Raw genomic sequence first — 23,643 nt, 5'->3', positions numbered from 1 at the left:
GTTTGACGCCGTGAAAGCGGCGTTTTTCCCGGTTTGGACGCGCCCGTTCTGCATGCTGGCATTCTTATGGCCCAGTCCCGCGAAATGCCGTGCGTTTCGCCAAGGCTTGAGTACAATCAGCGGCTTTTCCGGGCCCTCCCTGCGCCCGATGCCGGAACCCCCATGCTAATCGGTAGTTATTCCCCCGCGCTGGTGTTGATCTCACTGTGCGTGGCTATTCTTGCGTCCTATACCGCACTGGACCTGACCGGGCGCATTGCCACGGCCAAGGGGCGTGCCGTTCATCTGTGGATGTGCGGCGGGGCGCTGGCGATGGGCAGCGGGGTCTGGTCGATGCATTTCATCGGTATGCTCGCCTTCAGCCTGCCGATCGACCTTGGCTACGACCTGACTCTGACACTGGTGTCGTTGCTGATCGCGGTGCTGTCCTCAGGTTTTGCCCTGTGGTTGATCAACCAACCCAGCCTGCCTCTGCTGCAACTGGCCTGCGGCGCGTTGATCATGGGCACCGGCATCAGCAGCATGCATTACATGGGCATGGCCGCGATGCGCATGCAACCAGGGATCGATTACGATCCTCAATTGTTCAGCGCTTCACTGGCGATTGCGGTATGTGCATCCGCAGCAGCGCTGTGGATCGCTTTCCGCCTGCGCCGGCAGACCCCTTACGTGCGGCAAATCCGCGGCGCTGCGGCCGTGCTGATGGGCATTGCGATCGTTGGCATGCACTACACCGGCATGGCCGCGGCAAGCTTTCCTGAGGGCAGTTACTGCGGCGCGCTTGGCACAGGCCTGAAAGGCGATGGTCTGGTCTACCTGGTACTGATCACCACCCTCGCCGTAATTGCAGTGGCCTTGCTCACGTCGGTGCTGGATGCACGCCTGATTGCGCGGACTACCGAACTCGCCCGCTCGCTGACGCTGGCCAACCAGGAGCTGACCCAGCTGACCCTGCACGATATCCTCACCGGCCTGCCCAATCGCACGCTGTTGGCTGACCGCATCGAGCAGGCCATCGGCAAGGCGAGCGAGCAGGGCACCTGCTTTGCCCTGATGTTCATCGACCTGGACGGGTTCAAGCCAGTCAACGATGCCTTCGGCCATCATGTCGGCGACCAGTTGCTCAAGGCCGTGGCCGAGCGCCTGCGTGGCCACTTGCACAGCCAGGACACGCTGGCGCGCATCGGTGGCGATGAGTTTGTGCTGCTGGTCGAGCTGCAAGAGCCGGGTGACGCAATGGGCGTCGCAATCAAGCAGGTGAACCTGGTGTCGCGGCCGTATCGAGTGGCGGAACACGACCTGCAGTTGACTGCCAGCATTGGTATCGTGCTTTATCCAGGTAACGGCATGGATCAGCACGAGCTGCTGCGCAACGCCGATGCGGCGATGTACCACGCCAAAAACGCTGGCAAGAACGGCTACAGCTTTTTCGACGTCTCGATGAACAGCGATGCACGCCAGCAGTTGCAGTTGCTGCAGGACTTGCGTGTCGCGCTGCAACAGGGCCAGTTCCGCCTGCATTACCAGCCCAAGTTCGACGCCGTCCGGCGGGTGCCGATCGGTGCCGAAGCCTTGCTGCGCTGGGAGCATCCGCAACATGGCCTGCTGTACCCGGACCGCTTCATCAGCCTGGCCGAGAAAACCGGGCTGATCATTCCAATCGGTGAATGGGTGCTTGGCGAAGCCTGTCGGCAGATGCGTCAATGGCTCGAGCAGGGGCATAAAGACTGGCGCATCGCGGTAAATCTGTCGGCCATCCAGTTTTGCTACGCCGGTCTGGTCGACGGGGTTGCCCAGGCATTGCAGCGCAATCAGCTGCCCGCCAACAACCTGACCCTGGAGATCACCGAGACCACCGCCATGCGTGACGCGGATGCCAGCCTGCTGGTATTGCAGAGGCTGTCCGATATGGGCGTGGATATTTCCATCGACGATTTCGGTACCGGCTACTCGAGCCTGATGTACCTCAAACGTCTGCCGGCCAATGAGCTGAAGATCGATCGCGGCTTCGTCCGCGACCTGGAGCATGACAGCGACGATGCAGCGATCGTCTCGGCAATCGTGGCTCTAGGCCAGGCGCTGGGCCTGCGTATCGTTGCCGAGGGTGTCGAGACCGACAGTCAGCAGGATTTTCTCACCCGTCTGGGCTGTGACTCGTTGCAGGGTTATCTTATGGGCCGACCGGTGCCGGCAGAGCAATTCATGGCAGGGCTCGCGCCGCGCGAAGCGCCTCAGGTCAGCTAGACCGCAGTGCGCAGGACAAAGGAGGGGATGAAAGCGGCCATTGCATCTTCGACAGCTTCAATGATGCGCTCGACATCGCTGGCGGCCATGATCGCGCTGCAGGGGATACCGGCGATGGCCAGCACGGTTTCGCCCGACTCGCGATCGAACAGGCGCACAATCATGCTGCGCGGGGCATCCATGCTGGCTTCAAAGCCCAAAGGATGGAAGTGCCAGCGCATCACCTGGCAAGCATTGGGAAACGTCATCTTGTTCATGCTTGCCTCCTCGACCTTGTGTAGGAAAGGGTTGAGTGTTGCGCTGTCAATTGGCGCCAAGGACTGTAACCTTAGCACCTGAGGCGGTAGTTTCTCGTACAAAAGATGACATTTATACCAGTGCTTGACCTCGGTCACGGCTAGCGCATTGAGGCAAACGTTTTCGTCGGCATATTCAGCCCAACAAGCCCGCGGCGATATTGATGGTGATCCCCAGAATCGCCGTATTGAAGACAAAACCCACCAGAGATTGCGCCAGAACCACCCGGCGGATGCCGCGGTCGGCAACGCCGACGTCGGAGGTCTGGACGGCCACGCTGAGGGTGAAAGCGAAGTAGTGGAAGTCCCAGTAGTCCGGGTTGCGCTCGCCATCGGCAAAGCGCAGGGGCGGTTCTGGCAGTGCCGAGGTGTAGAACAGTCGCGCGTAATGCAGGCTGAAGATGCAGCCGATCAGCAGCCAGGAGCCGGCTACGGTCAGCCCGGTGTACAGGTAGTGCACCGTCAACTCGCTACCGTGCAGGTCTTGCCTGGCTGCCAGTTGCAGCACCACTGCAGCCAGGCTGGCAATTGCCGCCAGGCAGACCGCGAACAGCACCAGGCCGGCATTCTCGTCTTCGATCTGCGCGACCTGGCGAACCTTGGCCGGTGTGGCCCGCCAGCTGAGCCACAGCACCAGCAGCACATACAGCCAGACACCCAGGTTCCAGCCGGCCAGCAGGTGCTGGATCAGGGTTTCGGCCGGAATCAACCAGCCGCCAACCAGCCCGGCAAGGGTGGCGATCGTCAGGCGAGGGTGAGAGCGGGTCAGACGGTGCAGTGCCATAGGGCCTCGCTGGCAGGGACGGTGAGCTTTACTTTAGCGCTTTGGGCTGGCGCGGTGCATAACATCGCAAGCGTCGGTGCACACGGGCACTTGCTGGTCAGCAACGGCGTGGTGTTTCCGGTACCATCAGGGCAGCTCGAAGGGCCAAACCTGTTGCATATCAAGATGATGGCATTGATTGCAGCTTGAAGTTCAAGGAATAGGATTCATGTTTTGACCGATTCTCTGCAAAACCCCCTGTTGCAGTATCTCGCCCGGCTGGCGCCTTCCAGTCAGCTGACCATGCGCTACATTCTGCAGGACGCCGCCGACCGGCTCGGCTTCATCGACTGTGATATCGCCGACGTGCCCTGGCACCGCCTTGAGCCTGGGCACATCATCGCCCTGGTCGCGGCGCTGCGCGCAGACGGTTACGCGCCCAATACCTCTTCGCTGTACGTCAATGCCGTGCGTGGGGTGATGAACGAAGCCTGGCGCCAGGGCTTGATAGGGCATGAACAGCTGCTGCGCATGCGTGAGGTCAAACCGGCGACCGGCAGCCGGCTGCCGCCCGGGCGCAATCTGCGGCGCAGCCTGATTCGTGAACTGATGGATGCCTGCGCCGCCGACTCGCGGCCGCAAGGTGTGCGGGACGCTGCGATCATTGCACTGCTGTACGGCACCGGCATGCGCAAGTCCGAGTCGGTGGATATCAACCTGGCGCAGGTCGATTTCACCGAGCGCAGTTTGCAGGTAGTGGGCAAGGGCAACCGGCAGTTGGTCAAGTACGCACCGGCCTGGGCGTTCGAAAAACTCCAGGCGTGGCTGGACTTGCGCCGTGAGCAGCTACCTGTCGGCGAAGCCGATGATGAGTTCCTGTTCAATCGCATCCGCCGCGGCAACCACATCACCCGCGCGCGCATCACCAAGCATGCGATCTATTACATCGCTCGCCAGCGCGGCGCGCAGGTCGGGGTCAAGATAATGCCGCATGATTTTCGCCGGGCGTTCATTACCCGGGTCATTGAAGAGCATGATCTGTCGATTGCGCAGAAGCTGGCCCACCATGCCAATATCCAGACCACAGCGGCCTACGACCGCCGCGATGACAACGAGCGGCGCAGGGCGGTGGATCGGTTCGACTACTGAGGCGCTTGGCTATGCAGGTCAGGCGACGTCGATCAGCACGATTTCGCTGTCTTCCAGCGCCGTCACGGTCAGCACCGGCTCCTGCTCGATGGCCAGACCATCACGCGTCTCCACCCGCACGCCGTTGACTTCGATACTGCCTTTGGCGGGTACCAGATAGCCCCGGCGGCCTTCATCGAAGCTGTAGCGTGCGGTTTCACCGGCCCTTAAGGTGGCGGCTACCAATCTTGCGTCGGCACGGATCTGCAAACTCTGCTCGTCGCCGCTGCGACCGCTGGCCAGGGTCACAAAGCCTTCACCGCGTTCGCCTTTGGGAAACGGGCGAACGTCCCAGGCCGGTGCTGCGCCAACACGTTCAGGGATGATCCAGATCTGGAAAATCCGCGTGTCGACCTTCTCCAGGTTGTACTCGCTGTGGACGATGCCGCTGCCAGCACTCATGACCTGCACATCGCCGGCCTCGGTACGGCCCTTGTTACCCAAGCTGTCCTCGTGGCTGATCGCCCCTTCACGGACGTAGGTGATGATCTCCATGTCCCGATGCGGATGCGGCGGGAAGCCGCTGCCGGCGGCGATCAGATCGTCATTCCAGACCCGCAGGTTGCCCCAGTGCATGCGCGTTGGGTCGTAGTATTCAGCGAATGAAAAATGATGATGAGCATCGAGCCAGCCGTGATTGGCGTGGCCCAGGCTGGCAAAAGGTCTTAGGTGCAGCATGGCAGTCGGCTCCCTGAATAGCGTTGGATGGACGCCATGATGCAGCTAAAAAGAATCGAATATAAGCGTAAATAACGGCTCAAAACCATCGTCTTAGCCGATGTATAGAGCTGCAGTCAATTATGCGATTCATCGGCTAATAGGCTGATGTGCAAGCAATTGCTGGCGATTTTTACGCGTTGCAGCCACCATAAGCCGATGTATTGATCGCACTGGAGTGACCGTGTCGCACGAGCTTCCCCAAAGCCCCGCCCAACTGATTCCACCTGCCCAGTTGCCCTGGTTGCGCCGTTTGGCCGCACGACTGTTGGGCCGAGGCTTGAGCCGGCTGCAAGCGCAGCACCGCGACTCGTGGTTTCTCGGCCACGCCACCGGGCAGCGCAGTGGCCATGTCGATGGCTTGCGCGAGGGCTTTGAGCAGGGCCGCGCCGAGGGTTATGAAGCCGGCCGGCAGGTACTGGTGATTCGTGATACCCGTCCAGAGCAGGGCGCAGGCCCCGGGCAGGACAACAACCTGTTCGACGACTGGCGTTTGCCGGTCACTGCTGAACTGAAAAAGCGTTTCAAGGCTGATGTTGCCCAGCGTCTGCCCGCAGCTGCGCAGCCCAGCGCCGCGCAGTGGAAGCTGATCTTCAGCGACACACCGTCGACCTGTGTGGTAGCGGGCGCAGGCGCTGGCAAGTCGACTTCGCTGGTCTTGCGCATCTTGTTGTTGCGCCACTACCTGGGCTACGAGCTGGATGCGATGACCGTGGTGACCTTTACCCGCGAGTCACGGCTGGATTTCATCAAGCGTCTGCAGCAGGTTTTCGATCACTGGCAGATCAGCCTGGCGCCCGCTGCAGCCCGTGAGCTGGTGCGTACTTTTCATTCGCGTATCCTGCCGCTGGTGCGCAGCCTGCCGGGCTTTGGCCAGCTCCGCGCATTCGAGAACCTGGGCAACGACAACGAGGGTCTGAGCGAAGCCGATAGCAACCCATTCGATCTGCGCCTCAATGATGCCCAGCGCCAGCAACTGAACAGCTGCTACAGCGACCTGCTTGGGGGCAGTCCGCGCTTTGCCGAGCTGATCTCAGCTCTGCGTCGCGAGGCCTTGCAGCTCAAGCCGTTGGACCCGGATCACCCGGATGTGCAAAAGCGCGCGCAAGTGACCCAACTGGCTGCTCAGCGCGATGAAGAACTGTGTGATGTGATTGAGGATCTGTGGTTCGGCGCGGGCGCCTGGCCGATCAAGGGCATCGAGCCTTGCCGCGAAACGGTGCAGATCCGCGGTAGCCAGTTTCACGTGCACGGCCGCCTGGCTGGGCAGGACGCCCTGGTGGTACTTGGCTTTGATCCAAGCGAAAGCGCCCAGTACCAGCGTCCCGGGGCCAAGCTCACCGTCCGTGCAGAATGGGCGGTGAAGCGCACCCTGTTTCAAGCATTCTGCGATAAGCCACTGATCTGGCTGGATAACTATGCGAGCGCCAAGCGCTTGGCTGCCACTTTGGCAGGTGATGCGGTGGCTGGTCCGGGCTTTGAGTACAAGGTCAATGGCGAGCTTGCCCAGGCGCCTTTGCTCGATGCATTTGTCAGCGCCGCCGCCTTTATCGAGAACCTCGGGCTGGATGTCAGCGCCGCCGTGAGCGCCATGAGTTTCCCTCCTGGCGATAACGATGCGGTGTTTTTCGAGGCGCTGGCGTTGTTCTGGAAAGCGCTGGAGTCACATCTGTTGGCGCAGTCTCCACCGGTGATGAGCTACAACCGCATGTTCGCCTTGTTTGGCGAGAACAACCCAGAAAATCTGCGGCTGTTGCCCGATCCATTGCTGCGCCCGTTGGCGCACCTGATGATTGACGAGTTTCAGGATGTCTCGCCACAGATCGTCAGCTGGTTGCGAGCCAGCCTCGCGGAGATTCGACGGCGCGGCCCAGCCATGCATGTCGCACGCAACGCCCAGCATGCATCACTGATGTGTGTGGGTGATGATTGGCAGTCGATCTACGGCTGGCGAGGCAGTTCGCCCAAGTACTTCATCGAATTCAGCAAGACGTTCCCGTCGCCGGCGAACACGCGGGTGATGCTTATCGACAATTACCGCAGTCAGCAGCACGTGATCGATGCGGCAGAGCACATGGTCAAGGGCACCGCGGCGATTGCCGGTAAGAAAGCCCGGGCCAGTGGCCCCGCGGCAAGCCTGCCATTGTCGCCGGTCAAGGTGCTTGAGCGGGATGAGGCTGCGCTTGGTCAGACGGTGATCGAGCACTATAAACGCGGCGAATCAGTGATGATACTGTTTCGAAAAAGCAGCGATAAGCTTCTGATTTCAGAGCATATAAAAGAAGTATGCGCGATGGATGCGAGTGTGCCGGCAGCGCAACGTCGACTGCGTCAGCTGACCTACCACAGCGCCAAGGGGCTGCAGGCCGATACGGTATTCATGCTCGGGGACTGTCAGTACCTGACCAGCTCTCCATACAAGAATCAGGTCTATCGTCTGGCTGGGCTAGGCCGCGCCGGTGATGCGCAGGCATTTGATACGGCGCAGAAGGAAGAGGTGCAGCGGCTTGCCTATGTCGCCATGACCCGAGCGGTCAGACACTGCTATTGGCATGTCGAAGCGGCTCGCAGCGAAACCGCAAAACTGCCGCGGGCGGCTACCCAGGTAGATGGCCGGCAGGCCTTCTTCGAAGACCTGCGCGGCAGTTAGCAGCGTCAGGCGGTGGTGCTTTCCAGGCTCCGGGTAATGCTCTCGAACAAGCCTTGCTCAACGGCTTTCTGCTCCAGTAGCAGTGCATCGATCGCGGTTTGATACTGAGCCGAGTTCAGCGGGATCCTCAGCAGATTGCCGCTTGTGTCCAGCAAGGGTAGGCCCAGCGCCGTCTGCAATGTATTGATGACCGATGCCGAGAGCTGGGTGACCGGCTCGTTGCTTTCGTCCAGGCAGTAGTCGATGTAGTCGAGCCCGGCACGCCAGTAGTCGGTCAACGCCAGGAACTGATCAGCGTTTTGCCGGCGCACGCTATGTTCCCACGCTGGTTGCTCCAGCAACCAGCTGTGCCGGGCCTGAGTGTCCAGATCAAGGCGGCGGACTTCGTTGGCTACGTTGCTGCGGATTTGCGCGTTGAGCATCGCTATCTGTTCGTACAGCATGCCGCTGCTCGGTTCCGGATAGTCGAGAACGGGCGCCAGTTGCTGACGCAAGGCCAGGCGAATCTCGATGTCGTCGATCAGCCCTGCATGCAGCTCCAAGTCCGGTGCGGCGTTGACGTCGTCGAGCGGGTCCAGCGCTGGCAGGTTGACCTCGTCACCGGTGAGGTCGGCTTCTTGCAGCGCGGCCTTGCGCAAGGTGCGACGCAGCGCGATGCGGTCGGCCAGCGCGTCGACCTGAGCACGCCTGAACAACTTGCGGTAGAGCTGCAACTGAGTTGCCAGAGGGCTTTCACTGCGGCTGGCAAGGTGAGTGAGTACTTCGATTTCCAGTGCACTGAAGCCATCCGTGCCGGCATCCCCACACGTTGGCGGGAACGCCTGGGCGACCTCGTCGAGCGATTGACGCAGCGCGCTGTCTGCCGCAGCTTGCTCGAGCAATGCCCAGACGCGCTTGGCCAGCGCCTCAGGCTGACGACGCGCTTCGGCAGACTGCACCAGTCGTTCCAGCACCCCGGACAGTTCAGTGTTCTCGCCATGATCGAAGAGTGAGATCCAGAGTTGCTCCTGTGCCGGCGTGGCATTGCCTCGCCAGAACATTTGCCACTGCGCCACCTCTGCCTCGTGCTCGTAGGCGTTGACACCGATGTTCAGCAAGCGCAAGCGTGTCTCTGCCTCCAGGTTGTTATAGTTGAAACGCCAGATTCGCCCCGGCAAGCCCGCACCCAGGTCTCGAGCGTACGGCGTGCGCATCACCGCCGCGAGGTCCGGTACGGTGTGGATCCGATTGAATGACAGTTCCAGCTGGCGCAGCTGGTAATGTGGCTGGCTCATGAGGGTGGTCAAGCCCGGTGGCCAGGCCTGCAACTGACAGTGGCCCAGCGACAATTGATTCAAACGTGCCATGTAGCTCAAGTCAGGCGGCACACCCAGCGGGTTGAAGTCCAGATGCAGGGCCTGCAGGTTGATCAGGTTCTGGAAGGCCTCGGCCAATGCCTGATCGAGGACGATGCGGTTGTTGCTCAGTCTCAGTGCGTCGAGCCGCAGGGTGGCCAGAAAGGTCATCTGGGCATGATCCAGAGTGAGCTGGTTATAACCCAGATCGAGAATGCGCAGGCGACGCATGGCCCCCAGAACTTGATGTGCAGTGGTAGAGAGTTCACTCAGGGCGCAGCCGGAAATCTTCAGCTGGATCAGATCCGGAGCCCCACGCAGCGCGGTAAAAATCGCTTCGCCGGGCAGTTGCGGATGGCTAATCAAGGTCAGTTTTTCCAGCTTCGGGAAGTTTGCAAAGAAATCGGCGTGAAGTCGTTGCAACTGCAGACCGTCGATTTTCAACGAGCGAATGTGCGGGAAACGCGCGGTTAGTACCGGCAGCTCGGCCAGGCGAATGTGTTCAAGTGTCAACGTGTCGCGCTCGGCACCACCTTCACGGCGCCAGGAACGTTTCAACACCTCGGCGCAGTGCTGGCGCTCGTCACGTTCAAGGATGTCCGCTGCGGCATTGGTCCATCGTGCCAGTTCATGGTGCAGGGTCCGCTGCTCGGTTTGCAGCTGCTGAATGGCTGCTGCGAGGTTGTCGCCCTGGGCCAGTTCGGCTTGTAACTGGTTGATTTGGCTGCTGTCCAGCTCTGGGTACAGGGCTTGCAGTCGTCGTGCTGGAGTGGTTCCGCGCGGTCGTGGTACACCGCGACCACTGAGGGGATAGCCGATCCGCCCGTCTGCCAGGCGCAGTGGTGAACGCACGCTCGAGGGTAGCGGCTGTTGCCCGATCAGCTTGGCAGCCTGGGCACGGTCAGCTGCTGCCGCGCTGAACAGCTGCGTGTCACGCAGTTCAGGTTGGCGGGCTTGCAGACCCTCGATCAACAGGCTGGTGTCGGTGTTGGCGAGAAACGGGCGATACAGGCCAAGAATCGCCCGATCGAGGCGCGCGCGTGCCAGCATCAGGCGTGCCTCCTCAAGCACACGCAGCGGAATACGCCCCGATTGAGCATTCATCTGCTGGCGTTCGACGCTGCTGGCGTGTGCTTCAATTTCTTCGGCAGCCACTCGGGGCAGGCCGGCAAATTGTCCGCGCAGGCGCGTGACCGCAGTCGTGGCTGGTGCCTGAGAACCGGGGTAAAGTTTGTCGAACACGTCCTGACGGCTGGCTTCGAGGTTGTCGGCCAACTGGTACTGCAAGGCTTGCGCGCGCTCTGTTTCGGTCACGCTTGCGTCACTCAGGACGCTGGCATCTTCCATCTGCGACAGAACGACCTCGGCCAGCTCGCCGTTTTCCAGTTCACTGCGGCTGATCTGGATCACCACTTCACCCAAGGCTTGCGCCTGGGCTCTGTAGAAGGTCGACGCACCCCAGCGTTCGCTGCCTTCGAAGACCTGAATGACATGATCCTGCGGCCAGCGCGGTAGCTGCACAAGCTCGGGCAGGGCGAAGTTGTAAGAGGCCGCCAGAGGGCGGGCGTAGCGTACGCTATCAATGATCTCGCTGACTTGTCGATCGGCTTCAAGGCGGGCCAGGGCATCTTCGAGCAGTGACGGCATCTTCTCGCCTGCCACATGCACGCGTTGCAGCACGCCGTCGTCAAGCCCCGTGCTGCGCCAGGCGCTGTCGAGGTCGGACGCACTCAATGATTCAGCCAAGCGGCCAAGCCGGCGCAGCAACGTCGGGCGATCCCACTCCAATGGCGATTCGTGGGCCAGCCGCCAGGCTCCGCCGGCGCTACGCTCGAGCGCCGGTGAATACGCCTGGCGATTCTGCGGATGCAGTACCCGCCAGGCATCGTCCGCAGCTTGCTCCGTTTGATAAAGTGCTTGATCGATGCGTACGTAGGTCCGCCCGTCGAGGTGATACAGCCCCGCTTGATCGGGTGCCTGCAAGGCAGATATCTGGATGTCGCTGGCGTAGCCGGACAGGCTCGCATGCCAGAGTCGTTCTTCATCGCCCACGCGGATACTCTGCATTGCGTCGATAAAGCCGGAGGCCTTGAGGACAGCGCCACCGCCGCCGATTGCGCCGACGACCGCAATATTGAGCAGGACCGATTCCAGCTGCGCGATGGCCTCGGCGTTGTCGCCGTCTTCCCAGGCACTGATGCCCTGGAAAACACTGCCCATGATCTGCGCTGCGCCCAGCGTAAGCATGAGCGGGTTTAGCACCGGGATGAAGAAGGCGGCTACGTTAAGTATCGTCATGCCCATGTCCAACCAGTGGAGCAGTTGTTTCTCGCGCACGTTGGCGTCGATGTCGGCAGTGGGCACGGCAATGCTGCGCGCATCGCTCTTGAGCCTGGCCACGTGCCTCGCTTCGAGGGTTGACCAGGGGTGGCTGGGCAACGGCGTGAAGACGATATCCAGATGAACCGATCGCCGTGGGACCAGCGCCTGCCCGTCGTGGTCCTCGCTGTTCTCGTACAGTGCCCGCATGAGTTTGACCTTTAGCTGCGGTTGCTGGCTCTGAGGGACAAAAGCGAGCAAGCGCTTGCGCACCTGCGGGTCGAGCAGTGCCTGCTTGAAGGCAGTGAAACTGTCTGCGATCGATGCATATTCCCTGATCTGATCTGTTGTCCCGGGGATGTACAGTATGGCCGGGCCGCCCTCGGCACTTCCCGCCCGAGAGATGAACATGACTTCGTGGATCGGTACGCCCAGCAGCAGGATCTGCGAGCATTGCAGTGCTTGGTCGGCGCTGGCGTTGTCAGCACTCAGCGCGTGCGCTGCGGCGGCGTTCTGACTGCTCAGCAGGCCTTTGAGGGAGGCGATGCGTGCCTGCAGTCGAAACTCGTCGCGGCGCGCCTTGATCGCGGCATCGCGGATCTGGCTGGCCTGCGTGCCGTCATAGACACTGCTCAAGTGATCTTGAAACTTCTGGCCCAGATCCAGCGCCCGGCAGTGCCCGATGAAGTCGGCAAGGCTCAGTTCCGGCAGGCCAGTGATCTGCTCTGCGCTGCTCTGCAGCCGGCTCAGGCGCGTGGTGTCTTCAGGCCCTTCAAAGTTGTGCAGGGCGGCTTCAAGCAAACTGCGCAGTTGTGGTTGACCTTTGGCAATCACCGGCAACGGCGTGGTTGGCACGCTCGGCCCACCCGGCGGGACGGTCGGTTGCTCGACCTGCGTGGCTTGATAGACATACTGTGCCTGGTCAACCGAAGTGCTGAGCGCAAGCCGCTGTTGCAGTAGCGGGCGGCAGAAGGTACTGATGCCCTTGAGCGGACTCAGCAACGCTTTCAGCATCTGCTGGCTGCGGTCGCGCTCAGCAACTGCCCGGCGAATGGCATCCTGCTCGATGGGCAGGGCCTTGGCGTACCACGGGTAAGGTGCGCCCGTGGAATCCAGATAGTCCTTGCGTGCGCGGGTGAGCACCTGTTTGACATGGTCAGGGTGCAGCTCCTTGCTCCAGGTGGGCAGGCTACGGACGATTTGCGCGTGATGAAACGGGGGGTTGCTCATGGTCGCACTCCTGTCGAATTGGAGCGCCATCGAACCCTACGGCAGATCGGCCCTGGCGGTATATAACGCAGTTCAGGCGCGACATCTGTAGCCGGCTGGCGATCCCGGCAAAGGCGATTATGCTTGAACTTACCTTGCTGCGATCCGAGGCGGTCTGCTTCGTCGTGCTTCGCGCAACCGTGATCCAAGAAAAGCCCAAGGGCCAGGGTGCGGTGCTCGACTGTGTAGTACTCCGGCCTACTCATGCACGACGGAGGCAACCCATGGCGGCGATCAACAGCACATCGACGGGCAGCGCGCCCAAGCACAGCATTACCAAGGAGGAGCGCAAGGTCATCTTTGCCTCGTCCCTGGGCACAGTCTTCGAGTGGTACGACTTCTATCTTTACGGTTCGCTGGCGGCGATCATCGCCAAGCACTTCTTCGCCGGTGTCAACGAAACCACGTCGTTCATCTTCGCGCTGCTGGCCTTTGCTGCAGGCTTTGCCGTGCGCCCGTTTGGCGCAATCGTGTTCGGCCGCCTCGGCGACATGATCGGGCGCAAGCACACGTTCCTGATCACCATTGTGATCATGGGGGTGTCTACCGCAGTGGTCGGGCTGTTGCCCAGTTACGCGACCATCGGTGTAGCAGCCCCGGTCATTCTGATTACCTTGCGGCTGTTGCAAGGCCTTGCGCTGGGCGGTGAGTACGGCGGCGCCGCGACATACGTTGCTGAGCACGCACCCAAGGGCAAGCGGGGTTTCTTTACCGCCTGGATCCAGACCACCGCGACCATGGGCCTGTTTCTCTCGCTGCTGGTGATCCTTGCCTGTCGTACGGCGCTGGGTACCGAGGCGTTCGAAGCATGGGGTTGGCGTATACCGTTTCTGCTGTCGATCGTGCTGCTGGCTGTCTCGGTGTACATCCGCCTGCAGCTCAACGAGTCGCCGGTATTCCTCAAGATGAAGGCTGAGGGCAAGCAGTCCAAAGCACCGCTGACCGAATCGTTCGCCCGCTGGGATAATCTGAAGGTGGTGATCATGTCGCTGCTTGGCGGCACTGCGGGGCAGGCGGTGGTGTGGTACACCGGGCAGTTCTACGCGCTGTTCTTCCTGCTGCAGACCCTGAAGATCGACCCGCAGACGGCCAATCTGCTGATTGCTGGCTCGTTGTTGATCGGCACCCCGTTTTTCATCATCTTCGGTAGCCTGTCCGACCGCATCGGCCGCAAGAAAATCATCATGGCCGGTTGCATCATTGCGGCGTTCACCTACTTTCCGATCTTCAAGGCCCTGACTCAATACGGTAATCCGGACGTGTTTGTCGCTCAGGCGCAGAACCCTGTGGTGGTGATTGCCGATCCTGAGCAGTGTTCGTTCCAGTTCGATCCGGTGGGCAAAGCCAAATTCACCAGCTCTTGCGACGTGGCCAAGAGCTTGCTGGCCAAGCGTGCGATTCCCTACCAGAACCAGCACGCCGAACCTGGCAGCCTGACCCAGATCCAGATTGGCGAGCGGCAGGTGCCCAGTTTTGATGGCAGCAGCTTGGCCAGTGCTGACTTCAAACTCCGCAATGACGCGTTCACCGCCACTCTCGGCGCAGCCTTGAAAGAAGCCGGCTACCCGGAAAAAGCCGACCCGAACAAGATCAACTATCCCATGGTGCTGTTGCTGCTGACGATTCTGGTGATCTACGTGACCATGGTTTACGGGCCGATTGCCGCCTGGCTGGTCGAGCTGTTCCCGGCGCGCATCCGCTACACCTCGATGTCGCTGCCGTATCACATCGGCAACGGCTGGTTCGGTGGTTTTCTGCCGACCGTGGCGTTCGCCATGGTCGCGGCCACGGGCGATATCTACTATGGGCTGTGGTACCCGATCATCATTGCGCTGATGACGGCGGTGTTGGGGATCCTGTTCCTGCCCGAAACCAAGGATCGGGAAATTACCTGACGCCCTGGGACTGCCTGCGGGAGCGGCCTCGGCCGGCTCCCGTCGGGCCTCGGTTCAGGCTATGTCAGCGCGTAACGTGAAGGCGTAAGCGGTGTCGACTGGCGCACGGTCAATGCGCCGCGCAGCAGATTCGAAGATGAACTCGAACGTGGGCTCATACAGGCCATCGCGCAGCACGGCACCGGCCAGTACCTCAACCTGGTACCAGCCGTTTTCCAGCTCGATGATCGGCCGGTTGCGCATTTGATAGCGCGCCAGTAGATCGCCCATGGTCTTGTTGGTGAAATGCTGCAGAATCCGCCAGGTGAACAGCATCACCGCACGATTTTCCACCCGTAACCAATAACCCTCTCGGCGGTGTTTGAGTTGGCTACCTGGCTGGAGCAGGGCGGCGCTGACTTCATCAAGGCTGAAGATAACGGTATAGGGCAGGTTTTCGATGCCGGCCAGAGGCAGCACCACGCCTTCCAGCACTGCCCGATCCCCGCTGTCAGTGTGGGTGAATTCATAGGCAAGGTCGTCGGGCAGGCCGTTTTCTTCCTTGAAACGGGCGAGCAGCTGGATGTCGCCAAGCAAAAAATAATCAATCTGATCGTTGAGCACTTCGTTGAATTCGTAGCGCATGGGTCATTCCTTGCGTTGACGACGCTGGTGCTCAGTGGCGCTGAGCGATCTGGATCAGGTTGCCGCAGGTGTCATCGAACACGGCGACGGTGACCGCGCCGAGGTCGGTAGGTGGTTTGGTGAAGGCGACACCGGCTGCGCAGAGGCGGGTGTACTCAGCCTGGATATCCTTGACCGCAAATGAGGTGGCGGGGATCTGGTCCTGGCGCATGGCGATTTTGTAGGCTTTTGCCGCCGGGTGGTCGTCAGGCTCGAGGAGCAATTCGACGCCGTTGGGGACGTCAGGCGAGGTCAGGGTCAGCCAGCGATGCCGACCCATGGGTACATCTTCTTTGGGGGCAAAACCCAATACGTAGTGATAGAAAGCCAAAGCCTTGGCCTGATCGTCGACAAGAATACTGGTGACCACAATCTTCATGGGGCACATCCCTCTGTGACGCTATTGTTTTTATTCAAGTAAAGACGCTCGGGTGAACTTCACCAGTGCGTCTTTCAAGTAGAGGCAGCGCCGCTTTGCCGAGTTCCCAGGCGGCTGCACAATAGCGTTGCAGTAGCGTCAGCTGGACTGGGCGACGTGCCCGTCCAGCTCGTCGAGGTTGTCTTCTTCGCCAGGCATGGCGGTGATCACACTGAAGTCGCTGATTTCGATCTCGCCTTCGCCGTAGCCCAGCAGGTGGAACGAGAAGGCCTTGCGTACACTCGGGTTATCGAAATCGAACTCCAGAACCATGGGCTCGTCGGCGGTCGCGACCATTTGTTCCGGCAGGCCGACTTGCACGTCCTGTTCGAACTCCTTGGCCTTGAGCTGCAAGTGCGCGACATGGGCCGGGTCCAATGCGCGAACCTCCAGGCGAATGCGCGTGCGCGAACCTTCGGGCATTTCCAGGTACTGCGCGCCGATGAGGTTGTCTGTCCAGTCATTGTCGGCGTGTTTGCCCAAGGCGATGCGGTTGGTACCGCCAAACTGGTAGCGCAGGTTCAGCGGGCTTTGCAGCAGCGAGCGGTCAAGGGTGGTGGCCAGATCGGCCAATTGCTGGCCGACGTCGTCTCTGCTCGGGCCGAGGTATTTGGCCGTGTCGGCAATGAACCCAGTGCTGGCGTAGTTGCGGCAGCGCTGCTGGAAGTCACACTCGGTATAGGTGCCTTGGCCGTTGTGGTAGCGCAGCATGCCGTTGGTGAACGAGATCATCTCGCGACCGCTATCGTACTCGCGGAACAACGAGCGGCCGCCCAGCGCCGCTGGGATCGGCAATTCGAAGTAATCGAGGATCGACGTGGTCAGGTCGACATGCCCATAGGTGCCGTTCTTTATCTGTGGCAGGCTGGCCTGTTCCGGCGCCAGGGTCAGGTTGAAGCCCCAGGAGGAAGCCAGGCGCACACCGTCGATGCCATGGGATTCATCCGAGGTAATCACGACCAGCGTGTCCTTGAGTACGCCCTCGCGCTCCAGCGTATCGAGAAACGCGCCCAGCGCATCGTCCAGATACGCCACTGCCGCGTGCTTCGGGCTGTCGAAGCGCTGCAGGTAGTCCTCAGGTGCTGAGTAGGGCTGATGAGTGCCTACCGTAAGCAGGTTGAGCATCCACGGCTTGTTCTGTTTGCGCAGTTGGCTCAGGTAGGTGTGAGCGCCTTCGAAAAACGCGCGGTCGTCCTTGCCCCAGGGGAACTCCAGATAGTTGGCGTTGCTGAACCACTCCAGCCCATGCACATCTTCGAAGCCAATGTGCGGCATGACCCGGTCCTTGGCCATGAAGCGCAGTCCGGCGCCCTGCAGAAAATGCGTGCTGAAACCCGCTTGACGCAACTGCGCGGGCAGACAGGCCTGGTTGCGTTGCTCCTGGGTCAGCAGTTCGACACCCTTGGGGGTGCCGTTGGCGAGCTTGTCATAGTCGCCGCAGAGCATCGCGTATAGCCCGCGGATGGTCTGGTGGGTGTGCAGAACGTAATCCGGAGTGTTCATGCCACGCTCGGCCCAGCGGCTGAGGTTGGGCATCAGCTCCTCGTCAAAACGGCTGTGCAAGGCCTTGCGGTTGGCGCGCACGTAAGCGCCGGGAATCCCCTCCAGGGTAATCACCAGGACGTTGCGGGCGCTGCCAGGGCCGTCGAGCAGCCGCGGCGCGTTGAGGTCGGACTGGGTCAGACCGGCGCTTTCCAGCACCGGGACCGGCAGATTGTCGCCAAAGTGCTTGTTCGCCTTGCGCTGCAGATCACCCACGCCTGCCGAAAGCAACTGATGGGGCAGGTTGAATTGACGCCACTGGTCAGCGTCGGACGGTAGCAGGTGCTGGCCAGCCCAGTGCGTGCCAAGCAACAGTACTGGCAGCGCCCAGGCTTTGCGCGGCAATGCCTGCGACACGGCGCCGCGCGTCAGCCAGATGCTCGCCAGCCAGGCCACTACGGCTGCCAGCAACACCCAGGGCAGCCAGGCGTGGGCGAGGGCGCCACCGGTGGAGTTTTCCATGAATTGGGGGTCGAACAGATAATTCAGGTCGGCGCTGGCCGGCAGCCTGCCTACCGCGCTGACCAGCTCCGCCGAGGCCACCAGCAGCGCTGCCCAGGCGATCAATACGGGCATCGCCAGCCACCAGGCGCAGCGGTGCAGAGTCAGCACCAGCAGGCTGCCAATGGCCAGATCGGATAAGTAACCAAATGGGTTGGACCAGCCCAACAAAGCGCGCACGCCCAAGGGGATCACCAAGACCAGTACGGTCAGCGCCCACAACCGTGCGCGGGGGTGGCCGAGTATAATTTTCACCAAAGCGTCCTTCCTGCCATCAAACAGTCACACAAATCTGTTGGATGATAACAGGCGTAGCTCGGCGAGGCCGGATTGGATAAGGCAAGTAACCAAAACGCGGGTCGCCGAAGCGCCCGCGTGTGCTTGCCGGATCAGAAGTAGTAAGGGAATTTCAAGCTGAAGGAAAAGTCTGGCGAGTCGTCGGTCAGGCCGATCGACAGGTTTGGCACGATGGTCAGGTTGTCGGTCGCAGCCAGGGTCATGCCGATGTTGAAGTTGGCAGCGTTGTAGTCGCTGTTGCTGATCGACTGCCAGTCGCCACCGTCAGGCTTGATCTTGCTCTTGCTGGCAAACTGGTCCGACACCGAGAAGGACATACTCATCTTCTCGTTCAGGGCAAAGGCGATACCGGCACCGATCTGCCACGAGTTGCCCAGTTTGACGTCGCCCGGCACCTTGCTGTTGGCCTGGGCACTGATGTCGCTGAACGAGTCTTCCATGTTGTAGGTGTAAGACAAGCTACCGAACAGCACCGCCGGGTCGAAGGTCTTGACCAGCGAGATGCCCGGCGTGATCGCCCATACGCCGTTGCCGGTCGGCAGGCTTTCGGGCACCGACAGGTTGTCGTTGGTGGGGTCGTTGACCAGCTTGATGCCGTACGGATCCTTGCCGGTCGGGGCTTTGACTCGCAGGGTGAATACCGCGTCCGGCCAATCTTCCGATTCATCGAGGAATTTGTAGGCAACGCCGACGTTGACATCACCTATGGTCGGGTCGCGCGTCACGGTGGCATCCGAGGTGACGGGGCCGGCTCCGCCAGCGCCTCCTGAAGAGTAGGTCGACTCGCGGTACACCACAGGCACGTTTATATCGAACTGCCAGCGCTGATCGAGGTTGTAGCGCGCCGTCAGGTCGAGGGTCCAGTTGTCGGCCTTGATCCGGTCCAGGTTGATGTTGCCGAGGAAGATCGAATCCAGCGCGAGGAAACCATTGAGGGTCAGTGCGCGGGTGTCGTAGTGGGTGTAGGTGATGCCGGTTTCGACACTGAACTTGCCGCGGCCAAAGAAGCCGCTGGCCTCGTCATACAGGTTGGAAACGCTCTGCGCCGGCTCCGAGTCGTCCTGCAGAGACTGCCCGTACGAGCTACCGGATGCACCTGGCGCTCCGGCGGCCACGCTCTGGCCACCCTTGACCGATTCGGCAGGGGAACGGGTCAGGCGCTTGGGCGGTGGCGCGGCCGGTGGCGCAGCTTCAACCTGACGCACTCGTTGCTCAAGCACCATCAGCGCATTCTGCTGCGCCTCGTAGCGCTGTTTGAGCTCGATCAGTTCTTGTTTGAGCGCTTCGACCTGAGGGTCGGCAGCGGCGTAAAGCAATGTCGCCGGAGTCAGGCTACTCAGACAAACGATAGCTCTGATCGTGGTCAATCGATGCATGGGTTAGCCGTCCCTTCTGACTACATGTGATGAGACAGAGCGTAGATCAGAATCCTAGAGTGCGAATGCCTTTGAGCTGGTCCAGATTACCGTTCATGGCGCCCGCGCCGGCGACGTTGTCACGCAGCACGACATTGAGCGAGGTGATGTTGCGAACCTGGTTGCCAGCGCCGAGCAACGTGGTGTTTTGCATCAGTCCACCTTGGGCCAGGCGTTGCACTGTACTGCCCTGGTTGTTGCCTGCGGCGATGTTCAACTGAATGCCGGAACCGCTTGAAGAAACGCTCAACGAGCCTGCACCGTTGGCGCCGACCAACTGCGTGCCGGCCGCTAATACCTGGCCTTGGGGTTCGCTGGCAGGAGCCTGGTTGCCGCGGCTGACATTGATATCGACATCGTTGTAGGCAGTGTTGTGATCGCCAGCGGCACGCACTACCTGAGTGACCCCGGTGGTGCTGTTGAGTCCGTTGCCGCCCGTCACGGTGCCAGTGCCAGGGGCTTGCGTCGAAGCTGTGCCGGTGCCTTTTTCGTCGATCAAGGACACATAGAACTGCGGCTTGATGGTGGATTGCTGGATCTGCATCGACGAGCGTGCGCCGATCACCTCGCCTTTGGCGTTCTCCCAGGTGCTGCTCATGACCAGGCCAAAGCTGACAATGCGCCCCGGCAGCACGTAGCGGCCGCGCAGGTTGGCCAGTTCCTGGTCCTTGAGTTCGATCGGTTGCAGTACCTGGGCATGGCTTGGCAGGCTGGCGGCGAGGCAGGTCAGTGCCAGCCACAGTGGAATCTTCATCGCGTGCTCCCGGAGCTTGCTGCCCCTGTTGTTAGTGTTAGAAGAAGTCGCTCTGGATAAAGCCGAAGTCCATCAACTCGGCGTCTTGCAGCGGGGTGAAGCCATTGACGCGGCTCTTGGCGGTCAAAGGTTGGGGTGGGTCGAGCAGGGCATTGCTCTTGTCGTAGCCCTGGCCAATGATGGCGAAGATGATGCCGTTCCAGCCCTTGATGAAATCTTCGGTCTTGTAGCGTTTGTGGCCCAGGACCGGGTCGCCGATATAGACGAAGCCCTTGTCGACCTTCTGCATCACCACGAAGTGCTTGTAACCGCGGATATCCATCAGCACCACGACCGGGATACGGATGCTGTTGAGGGTGTCGGTGGTGACGCGGTAGCCGCGAGCGCGCATGCCCAGGCTTTCCACATAGCGCTTCATGTCCAGCATCGAGAAGCCTTGCACGCGGACGATGTCCTGATCGGCGTGGGCAAGCATGCCCTCGATGATCTGTTCTTCGTTGACGTCCAGCCAATAGGCCTGGCGCAGAATGGTTGCCAACGCTGCTGCGCCGCAGCTGAAGTCGGTCTTCTGCTGCACCAGGTCAGCGAACTTGCGCTCGCGAACACTTTGAATGGGTTTGTACACCACCGCACCATTGGGCAGCACGGAAAGTGGCATTTGCGCCGCTTCACTCAGGCTGGCCAGGCAAAGCAAACACGCCAGGGCGATAATGCGCATGATCGGGCCTTCTGCTTCGGGTGAGAAAGGCCCCCTTGGCAGGGGGCATTCGAGGCAACACTCAGAACGAGGTGTTGGAGATCGCCAGCGAGTTGCTTTGCTGGTTGCCGACACCGGATGCGACGTTGACGCCCAGGTTGCCGCTGCCGCCGTTGACCGAACCGCTCAGGGTAGCGGTGTTGGTCACAGGGTTGGCCCAGCCGGTAGGAGTCAGGACCTGGAAGGAAACAGTGTTGCTCAGGTCATACGAGTTGGCTTCGCTGTAGCTTTTGGAAATGTCGTTGGAAGACTCGGAAGCCGCCTCGACTGATTTTTCATAGGCAGAAGCAGAAGCGTTCTCGTAGGAAGACTCGCGGGATTTATCGTAGGAAGAATCGCGCGCTTTGTCGTAGGAGTAGTCACGCGACTTGTCATACGAAGAGCCGAAGGATTTTTCGAACGAAGAATCGTAGCTGGTCTGGTGCGAGGTATCGACCGAAGCGTCCAGCGAGGCGTTGAGCGAGCCGCTCGCGGTTTCGCTGCGGGTGCGTTCACGGTCGCCGTTGGTGAAGGTCATCGAACGCGCTGCGTCGGCTGCGGCGGCAAGCGTTGCGCTCAGCGAAGCCGAGCTGCTGCTGTTGGCGTTGCCGCTGGCCGAGCCATTGACATTGGCATTGTTGGAGCCACTGGCGTTGGCGCTGCCCGAGCCGCTGGCTGACCAGCTGTTCGATCCGCTGGCGCTGGAGCTGTGCGAGCCGCTCGACGCGGCGGCGTTGGAGCCGCTCAGGTTGAGGCTCGACGAGGAACTCCGGTCGTCGGTCGAATTGAAGGTGCCTTCGCGTGACGACGAACCGCTGGAGGAGGTGGTGAAGCTCAGCGTTTCGACGGTGTAGCTGCGATCTGCACGGTTGTTGACGGTTAGCCCTGGGCCGTTTTGATCGGCGCGGGCAGTGGCGACCGAGTTACCGATAGGCGAGTTGGTATTGGCGATCGCCATGGTGTTTTTCTGTTGGTTGAGGTCGCCGCCGGCAATGTTGATACCGACGTTGCCGCTGGTGCCAGACGCCGAACCGGACATCACCGCCGAGCTCTGGGTCGACCAGTTGTTGACCTTGTTGTTGTTGCTGTATTGCTTGACGTCGGCAGTTGCGGTGGCGGTGCCGAACACGAAGCTGTTGTCCAGGCTGGAATCAGAAGCAGCGTTGGCGATGGCCGCGGCGTTATCCTGTTGGTTGCCGTTACCGGCCGCAACGTTGACGCCGACGTTGCCGCTGGCGCCGGAGCCGGAGCTGCTCATTTCGGCTTCGTTGATGGTGCCTTCATTGTGAATCGTGTTGCCTGTACTGCTTTGGCGGTCGATTGCATTGGCAGTTGCGCTAATAGGGATGATGGTCGTGCGGGGCTGGTTGTTGTTGCCACTGCCATGCCCGTTGCCACGCCGATCATCAGCTTGTACAGCTACAGCCATGATCGCAGCAATTGCGAAAACCAGAGGCTTGATTGCCATCGAAGGTTTCATGGTGATTCTCCGTACTTATTTTAGGTTAAGTGTTGTTCTTACCTGTTTGGGTCAGTCCACGACCCGGACGCTCAGGGTGTTGGCCGTTCGATTTCCTACCCCGGCGCTCTGATTCAACTGAATGACCCCACGGCTGCCGGTGAATGCCTGGTTACCGGTAGTGACCTGGCGACTGCCAAGGTTCGGGTCAGCTGGATCGGAGTTGTTGAGCAGCGCCACGTTCTGTTGCATGAGGACGCTGTCGTCGATGCTTTGCGGCTGGTCACTGATGCTGATGCGCAGCGCATTGGCTTGCTGGTTGCTGGCGCCGCTGCTCTGGTTTACCCCCAGAACACCGTTGCCGTTGGTAAAGGCGTTGCCTTGAATGCTGGCAGTGGCGTCCATGTTGGCGTCTACCGTGGTGTGCAGGCGCTGGCGGATCTGCGTGGTGGCGCTGGCGCCGTGGCCATTGGCAAGGGCGCGGGCGTTGGCTTGCTGGGAAAAATCACCCGCAGCCTGGTTGACCGCCATGTTGCCCTGGTACTGGGCGCCGGAGCTGTCGATGCTGGCGTTGTTGACAATGGGGGACTGGGCGAACGCAGGGGCTGTGAGGAGCGTGGCCAGCATCAGCAATGAGCGCTTCATGTCATTGGCCCCCGCCGATGCTTTTCAGTACGCCGAGGCCTTGCTGCACGTTGGAGTTGACCATGTTGGCGATGCCGCTGCCCGAGCCTGTGGAACGCCCGCCGGCCAGATTCGGCAGTTGGTTCTGGGTGCTGATGTTGCCGCCCAGGTTGGTGGTCTGCTGGGTGATCAGCGAACTGATGCCTGCGCCGCTGCTGATCGAGGCGAAGTCGCCATCGCTGAGCTCATTGGTTTGCCTGAGGATCTGCGCGGAAGGGTTGGTGTTGACGGTGACTGGGCTCGGGTCGGGGATCAGCGGTGCTCGCACTGCATTGCGCGTCTGCACGTCGCGGGTGATGACGATCAGCCCATTGTCGGCCTGGGCCGGCAGCGCCAGGCTTGCCCCCAGTGCGCAACCTGCCAGTAACAGGTGAAAGGTGCCTTTATCGAGTGTCGCCACGGTGGCAATTCCTTCTTCGGATCGCTGGCCCTGATCAGCGTTGCGAAGGAGGAGAGCAGGAGCCGTGCCGCTTTTACTAATTGCTTGGGAATCAGTCAG

Annotated in this window: 17 protein-coding genes; 4 read left to right on the top strand and 13 right to left on the bottom strand. The window is 60.9% G+C overall.

All coding sequences use genetic code 11. The annotated features are described in order from the left end of the window. The first annotated feature begins 162 nt into the window (after positions 1–162). Entirely contained in the window at positions 163–2,244 is a 2,082-nt protein-coding gene (locus ACIOAU_RS13830) for a bifunctional diguanylate cyclase/phosphodiesterase (RefSeq protein WP_259073479.1), read from the top strand. Here ACIOAU_RS13830 and ACIOAU_RS13825 read toward each other — a convergent pair. Both ACIOAU_RS13825 and ACIOAU_RS13820 read right to left on the bottom strand, forming a co-directional pair. Beyond that, complete coding sequence (locus ACIOAU_RS13825) at positions 2,241–2,501, bottom strand: DUF1652 domain-containing protein (protein WP_220633693.1); 261 nt, start codon at positions 2,499–2,501, stop codon at positions 2,241–2,243. The genes ACIOAU_RS13830 and ACIOAU_RS13825 overlap by 4 nt on opposite strands. A gap of 175 nt (positions 2,502–2,676) precedes the next feature. Then, positions 2,677–3,324, bottom strand: coding sequence for a DUF1345 domain-containing protein (locus tag ACIOAU_RS13820; protein ID WP_150569150.1), 648 nt, complete (start codon positions 3,322–3,324; stop codon positions 2,677–2,679). Between the two features lie 213 nt (positions 3,325–3,537). Here ACIOAU_RS13820 and xerC point away from each other — a divergent pair, with 213 nt between their 5' ends. Continuing rightward, positions 3,538–4,452, top strand: a complete 915-nt coding sequence (gene xerC, locus ACIOAU_RS13815; protein ID WP_401182608.1) for a tyrosine recombinase XerC — start codon at positions 3,538–3,540, stop codon at positions 4,450–4,452. Between the two features lie 18 nt (positions 4,453–4,470). Here the strand turns inward: xerC and ACIOAU_RS13810 are convergent, their stop codons facing one another. Next, the gene (locus ACIOAU_RS13810) at positions 4,471–5,169 is read right to left on the bottom strand and encodes a pirin family protein (RefSeq protein ID WP_150569152.1); all 699 of its coding nucleotides are present in this window, start codon (positions 5,167–5,169) and stop codon (positions 4,471–4,473) included. Between the two features lie 223 nt (positions 5,170–5,392). Here ACIOAU_RS13810 and ACIOAU_RS13805 point away from each other — a divergent pair, with 223 nt between their 5' ends. Continuing rightward, positions 5,393–7,858 carry a UvrD-helicase domain-containing protein gene (locus ACIOAU_RS13805; RefSeq protein ID WP_401182605.1) on the top strand — a complete coding sequence of 822 codons (2,466 nt, stop codon included), beginning with the start codon at positions 5,393–5,395 and terminating at the stop codon, positions 7,856–7,858. Positions 7,859–7,863: 5 nt separating this feature from the next. Here the strand turns inward: ACIOAU_RS13805 and ACIOAU_RS13800 are convergent, their stop codons facing one another. Then, positions 7,864–12,741, bottom strand: coding sequence for an NEL-type E3 ubiquitin ligase domain-containing protein (locus tag ACIOAU_RS13800; RefSeq protein WP_401182602.1), 4,878 nt, complete (start codon positions 12,739–12,741; stop codon positions 7,864–7,866). Positions 12,742–13,004: 263 nt separating this feature from the next. On the opposite strand from ACIOAU_RS13800, the gene ACIOAU_RS13795 reads away from it, so the two are divergent. Beyond that, entirely contained in the window at positions 13,005–14,675 is a 1,671-nt protein-coding gene (locus ACIOAU_RS13795; RefSeq protein ID WP_220633689.1) for an MFS transporter, read from the top strand. A 54-nt stretch (positions 14,676–14,729) separates the two neighbouring features. On the opposite strand, the gene ACIOAU_RS13790 is transcribed toward ACIOAU_RS13795, so the two are convergent. The 9 genes from ACIOAU_RS13790 to ACIOAU_RS13750 form a co-directional block, all read right to left on the bottom strand. Beyond that, positions 14,730–15,299: a hypothetical protein gene (locus ACIOAU_RS13790; RefSeq protein ID WP_101319694.1), complete on the bottom strand. Its 570-nt coding sequence runs from the start codon at positions 15,297–15,299 to the stop codon at positions 14,730–14,732. Between the two features lie 31 nt (positions 15,300–15,330). Beyond that, positions 15,331–15,717 carry a VOC family protein gene (locus ACIOAU_RS13785; protein ID WP_101319692.1) on the bottom strand — a complete coding sequence of 129 codons (387 nt, stop codon included), beginning with the start codon at positions 15,715–15,717 and terminating at the stop codon, positions 15,331–15,333. A gap of 138 nt (positions 15,718–15,855) precedes the next feature. Then, the gene (locus tag ACIOAU_RS13780) at positions 15,856–18,054 is read right to left on the bottom strand and encodes an LTA synthase family protein (protein WP_401182597.1); all 2,199 of its coding nucleotides are present in this window, start codon (positions 18,052–18,054) and stop codon (positions 15,856–15,858) included. A gap of 134 nt (positions 18,055–18,188) precedes the next feature. Further along, on the bottom strand, positions 18,189–19,472 hold the full coding sequence (locus ACIOAU_RS13775; protein ID WP_103437478.1) for a hypothetical protein: 1,284 nt from the start codon (positions 19,470–19,472) through the stop codon (positions 18,189–18,191). 46 nt (positions 19,473–19,518) lie between these two features. Further along, positions 19,519–20,265 carry a hypothetical protein gene (locus ACIOAU_RS13770; protein ID WP_101319688.1) on the bottom strand — a complete coding sequence of 249 codons (747 nt, stop codon included), beginning with the start codon at positions 20,263–20,265 and terminating at the stop codon, positions 19,519–19,521. Positions 20,266–20,302: 37 nt separating this feature from the next. Next, positions 20,303–20,983, bottom strand: coding sequence for a C39 family peptidase (locus ACIOAU_RS13765; protein WP_150569157.1), 681 nt, complete (start codon positions 20,981–20,983; stop codon positions 20,303–20,305). Positions 20,984–21,044: 61 nt separating this feature from the next. Continuing rightward, complete coding sequence (locus ACIOAU_RS13760; protein ID WP_401182592.1) at positions 21,045–22,481, bottom strand: heme utilization protein; 1,437 nt, start codon at positions 22,479–22,481, stop codon at positions 21,045–21,047. A gap of 51 nt (positions 22,482–22,532) precedes the next feature. After that, positions 22,533–23,105 (bottom strand): adhesin, encoded by a 573-nt coding sequence (locus tag ACIOAU_RS13755; protein WP_150569159.1) that lies wholly within the window; start codon positions 23,103–23,105, stop codon positions 22,533–22,535. Position 23,106: 1 nt separating this feature from the next. Next, the gene (locus tag ACIOAU_RS13750) at positions 23,107–23,544 is read right to left on the bottom strand and encodes a hypothetical protein (protein ID WP_101319680.1); all 438 of its coding nucleotides are present in this window, start codon (positions 23,542–23,544) and stop codon (positions 23,107–23,109) included. Positions 23,545–23,643: the final 99 nt, after the last annotated feature.

Source organism: Pseudomonas sp. NPDC088322 (genome assembly GCF_044740745.1).
Lineage (GTDB): Bacteria > Pseudomonadota > Gammaproteobacteria > Pseudomonadales > Pseudomonadaceae > Aquipseudomonas > Aquipseudomonas shirazensis.
This window is presented reverse-complemented; position numbering and strand designations above follow the sequence as displayed.